Genomic DNA, 4,826 nt, shown 5'->3' with positions numbered 1-4,826 from the left:
CACGCAAAGCCCGTTCTCGCCGATTAATTCAAAAAGGGGCTTTATTAGAAAAGTACTTTCAAGCTAATAACCTCTCGGTCGAACAAACCGAAGAACTTTTAAAAACATTTGCTGACTATGTTAACGCCCATAAACCGGATAAATTAAAAAACAATCAACCTAATAACTAGGCCGATCGTTTTTATTTTCAGGATTTTTTGGGTCTACACTTTCTGGTGTTGAGAAATAATCAACACTGAACGTATAGGCCCTTTTTGGATAACGCAAAAAGACACCTACTCAGTGTCCATGCTATGCTTGTTAGCGTCGAAACCAAAAGCAAGCGAGGTTATGAGTAAATGTCCCAATACGATCCTACACTGTCCGTCCTTGGAATACCAGACCATAATATCAAAGTAGCCTTTGTTCGTCATGAATATCGCGGCAACGGGGTACGTCGCCGCCAGTATCATGTGATTGATGCCGAGCTGACTTACCGGTTAACCCGGTGCCCACTGTGTGGCTTTGAGGCCTTGCACCCTAACGGGTTTTACACGGCCCACGTGCGCGTCCTCAACGGGGTTGAAATACCGACAGTCATTGACTTGCACAAGCAACGATGGCGCTGTCATAACTGTTACCACATAGTCAGTGCCAAGACGCCACTCGTGCAACCCAACCACACGATCGCCGCTCACATGACAGAGCGAATCATGAAGTTAGCGCATGAACGGTTGCCAGTCAAAACCATCGCCCATATTATCGGAATCTCAGCTTCCTCGGTTCAACGGATCATTGACCAAAATCTCAAACTCCGACCGGCTCGCCGGCTACCCACGCGACTCTGCTTTGATGAGTTCCGTTCCACTCATGGCATGATGTCGTTTATCTGTCTTGATGCCGATTCACATCGTCTGATTGCCTTGCTTGGTGACCGATTCAACCGCACGATTAAAAACTTCTTCATCGCTCATTATTCACTCGCTGAACGCACTCGGGTCCAGACGGTCACCATGGACATGAATGCAGCTTATCAGACGATTATTCATGAGGTTTTCCCCAAGGCCCAAGTCGTCATTGATCGGTTCCATATCATTCAACTTGCGGCTCGTGCCCTTGATCAGGTACGCGTCCAAGCGCTCAAACAGCTTGATGACAAACACAGCCGTCCTTATAAGATCATGAAGACAAACTGGCGGCTTTTTCATCAAACTGCGCCTGACGCTAAACACAAACAGTTCCTGTTTGGTTTGAATGAATACGTCACGCAACAGGAGGCCATCGATATCGCACTTGATACTGAGCCCAAGCTCAAGCAAACCTACGAGACCTACTTAGCGCTTCATGATGCTTTGATGGTGAAGAAACATCCCGCGGAACTGGCAAACCTGTTAGCTACTTACGAGCCAAACGGTACGGCAATGGACATGACGATCGCGACGCTTAAGCGACACAAAGTCGCTGTTCTCGCCGCTGTCACCAGCCTTATTCCAACGGTCCGATCGAAGGCGTTAACCGCCTCATCAAGTCACTCAAACGATCCTGTTTTGGCTTCAAGAATCAGCTGAACTTCTTCAAACGAATCTACCAAATCACGGCATAACATGACAAAGACGGCTCCCCAAATGGAGAACCGCCTCAAATGATAAATTTATTCTTCAACACCAGTTGACGTAGAGCCAAAAAAATGTACTTAAGTCAGAGCTGCCGGCTTAGAAGAAGAATGGCATCCAAGCGCAGGAGCGGAAGCAACGGTTCGCTGCGAAGAATGGGCGGCAGCTGTAGCTGCGGTAACTGTAGTAGTGAACCCGGATAATTACAACCACAACGTAACGCTGGCAAGTTGGAGTAGTTGGCTTGCTTGGTTCAGTAGGCGCAGTTGGGGCGGTTTCGGCAGTACCGGCAGTACCGGCAGTGCCCGCGGTGCCTGCAGTACCAGCAGTTAACAGGTTTTTATTGCATAAAAAGGAGGACATAGTCCCCTGTAATAAAAAATCTATCCTACTAAACATTTTATAAATAAAGGTGATTTCTATGTCCTCTCTTAATCATTGTATTAAATTCGAGCTTGATATTAAATACGAAAATATTGTTTTCAAAGACTATTTCTACAAAATGGTCCAGATGAAAAAGCACAAAATCTATGAAGCAGAATTGATTCAGCCTGCTTGTCCTTACTGTGGCTCCTTGGCTCTCCTGCATAATGGACATCTGATTACCAACATTCGCTATTTAACAGCTAATGCCAGCCATCCAGTAACTATTAGACTGGCTAAGCAGCGAGTTAGATGCCGTGATTGCAGTCGCTGGTCAATGGCCCAATCAGAATTGGCAAGCAAGTACTGTTCTATTTCTAATGCCTCTAAGCTAAAAATTTTGTCTGCGTTAACTGAAGATCGTTCGATGACCAGCATTGCCAGCGAAAACAATGTTTCTGTCAACACTGTTCAAAGAGTTTTAGGCAGCTGCTCTCACCGTTTCCTTGACAGCTATGAGTATCTGCCAGCTCATTTGGCTTTCGATGAATTCAAAGGCGTTGATCGTCAGCTGCACTTTATCTGCTTAGACGGCGATAGTCATCAAGTCGTGCAGATTCTTAGAACGCGTTATAAGAAGAATCTGCTTAAGTGTTTTGGACGTTTTTCGCCTCAAGCCAGAGCCAACGTTAGAACCGTTACGATGGATCTCAACTTTTACTATCAGGACATTGTCAGAGCCTGTTTCCCTAATGCTCAGATTGTCATCGATCGCTTTCACATGATTCAAATGCTTACTCGTTCTTTTAACTCACTGAGAGTCCAAGTCATGAAGACCTTTGATAAAAGATCCAGACAGTATCAGCTACTCAAATCTCCCTGGAAATTATACTTGAAGAAGTTTGATGAGCTTGAAAAAGTTCATCCTCGCTACAACTGGCATTACAAAGACTGCTTAACTCAAGCACAAGTAGTTACAGAAGGCATTAACACCAGCACTACTTTAGAGAATTCATATAACCTGATGCAAAGCTTTATTCAAGCCGTTGAAACTGGCAATACGCATGAGCTTAAATCATTGATTACCAGCAAAGATTCAATTGGAACCCTAATGCATAAGACGCTGCTAACTTTTAAATACAATCTAAAAGCGGTGCTTAACGGAGCAGCTCTACCTTATTCTAACGGCTGTCTTGAAGGCTTCAATCGCAAAATCAAACAAATCGAACGAACAGCTTTCGGCTATTCCAATTTTATCAATCTATTAACCAGAATTCGTTTAGAGGAAAATCAATATAAAGAAAAAGAACCAAACAGCCTTTTAATGACTGCCTGATTCTATTCATTTACTCTCTATCAACAGGATTTGACAAAGAGCCGTTAAGGCGGTGTGTGCTATCCTGTTTCTGCATCAAGACAATATCCTCTTCCATTGTTTGTGTAGGAACCTCAATGATACAGGATATCTGTTCTTGATGTTTTTTATTGTCCAAAAAATTTTGAGACAGTGGCTAACTTGATTCTAAAATGCGCGTCTTTTTGATTTTAGGTCAAGCGTAAAATCTGAAATTTTATTTTGATCTAGCTTACTTAAATGACCGATTTATTTAAAGTTTAAACCGGCTTTGGGAAAGCGATAAATATTACCAATATCGACCCAGGAAGGTTTCTTCAACCCAGCGGATTGCCAATCTTGAATCGGATAATATTGTTGCTTGATATAAGCCGACTTCTTTTCATGCTGACTAGTAATTTTAAAAGCCTCGACCGTCTGTTCTGATACCCGACGAATTAAAACTGGCCGAGACTTGCCACCGTTAGTTTTGTAGAAACTAACGTATAGGCTGACTAAGTCATTAGTCCTCATCTGGATCGTTGAGCCAATCAGAGACCTCTTTAGCGTCTTTGAACTCGGTGACTGGTGTCCCTTCGGTCGCCTTTAAAAAGCGTAAATTAGCTCTTTCTTCTTCGCTTAAAGACGCATTAAAAGGTAAAGCACCATTAGCAACAATCCGCTTGTAAAACATGTTAATGGCCGTGGTTGGATTTAAGCCCAATTCGCTTAAAACTGCTTCGGTATCATCGGCCAAATCTTTATCAATCTTGACTTGGACCCGTTTCTTTTCATTAACTGCCATGATTGTCTCATCTCCTTTTTAACTACTACCATTATACTACCTTTTGAGTACCTTATCAATAGATAAAGCCTTGGCCTCAAATCACTTGAGCTTGGCGTTGATCTAAAGGCTGAACTTTTGAGCTGGTTAGCCTGGTTAGCTCTGGCACTCATTTAAAAGCCCCTATTCTTCTGTTTAAGCCATTTAAATCTAGCTTAAGTATAAATAGGTTAGTAAGTCTTAAAGCTGCTTAGAAAGGATTTTGTAGCCTTTTAGGACTAGTAGTACAACCCACTGTTATCGTTGTCGGCCGACTTTTCTTCTTCGGGGTGTTTGGCCGCATATTCTCTAGCCGCTTGTTTATTCCACCAAACACCAAATAGGTTTTGCATGGTGCCGTATAAGTAGTTCTCCACGTTCTTGATATGCTTCTCATTGCTTCTCAGGGCGTTAAAGTAGCGTCTCAAGGCTTTAGTCATTAAAGGTCTCAGTTCCTCATCACCAAGTAGGATTATGACACCAATATCTTTGTGATCTTTCTCAACTTGGTACTTAGCATTTAAGATAATGCCAATGAAGCGCCGCATTTGTTGCGGGGTACGGCACCAAAAACTAAGCAGTATTCATCATGTTACAGCACCCAAGTAAAAGCTACGAAGATAAAAACATTCATCCTCAAAATATGTAACCTAGAAAAAAGGCCTCCAGTGTTAAACCGGGAGCCTTTTTTAGTATACCAATTTCTACTTCACAC

General features: G+C 42.9%; 2 protein-coding genes and 3 pseudogenes. 2 read left to right on the top strand and 3 right to left on the bottom strand.

Going from position 1 to position 4,826, the window contains the following annotated elements; all coding sequences use genetic code 11:
• Nucleotides 1–338 precede the first annotated feature (338 nt).
• Both JCM11969_RS15905 and JCM11969_RS15900 read left to right on the top strand, forming a co-directional pair.
• Nucleotides 339–1,582: pseudogene (locus JCM11969_RS15905) on the top strand (ISL3 family transposase).
• A 431-nt stretch (nucleotides 1,583–2,013) separates the two neighbouring features.
• On the top strand, nucleotides 2,014–3,291 hold the full coding sequence (locus JCM11969_RS15900) for an ISL3 family transposase (protein ID WP_054712783.1): 1,278 nt from the start codon (nucleotides 2,014–2,016) through the stop codon (nucleotides 3,289–3,291).
• Between the two features lie 195 nt (nucleotides 3,292–3,486).
• On the opposite strand, the pseudogene JCM11969_RS15895 reads toward JCM11969_RS15900, so the two are convergent.
• The 3 genes and pseudogenes from JCM11969_RS15895 to JCM11969_RS15885 form a co-directional block, all read right to left on the bottom strand.
• Nucleotides 3,487–3,822, bottom strand: a pseudogene (locus JCM11969_RS15895) (hypothetical protein); the annotation flags it as partial.
• Nucleotides 3,812–4,093 (bottom strand): type II toxin-antitoxin system RelB/DinJ family antitoxin, encoded by a 282-nt coding sequence (locus JCM11969_RS15890; RefSeq protein WP_054712781.1) that lies wholly within the window; start codon nucleotides 4,091–4,093, stop codon nucleotides 3,812–3,814. The pseudogene JCM11969_RS15895 and the gene JCM11969_RS15890, both read right to left, overlap by 11 nt.
• A 257-nt stretch (nucleotides 4,094–4,350) precedes the next feature.
• A pseudogene (locus JCM11969_RS15885) lies at nucleotides 4,351–4,692 on the bottom strand (replication initiator protein A); the annotation flags it as partial.
• Between the last annotated feature and the right edge of the window lie 134 nt (nucleotides 4,693–4,826).

It is taken from the genome of Secundilactobacillus paracollinoides DSM 15502 = JCM 11969, assembly GCF_001311135.1.
GTDB lineage: Bacteria > Bacillota > Bacilli > Lactobacillales > Lactobacillaceae > Secundilactobacillus > Secundilactobacillus paracollinoides.
Note: the sequence above shows the minus strand (reverse complement) of the source record. Positions and strands in the feature narration are given on the sequence as shown.

Bases quoted from the DNA above. Each gene is read 5' to 3' on its own strand.
- JCM11969_RS15900 (WP_054712783.1), top strand. From the start codon at position 2,014: ATGTCCTCTCTTAATCATTGTATTAAATTCGAGCTTGATATTAAATAC.
- JCM11969_RS15890 (WP_054712781.1), bottom strand. From the start codon at position 4,093: ATGGCAGTTAATGAAAAGAAACGGGTCCAAGTCAAGATTGATAAAGAT.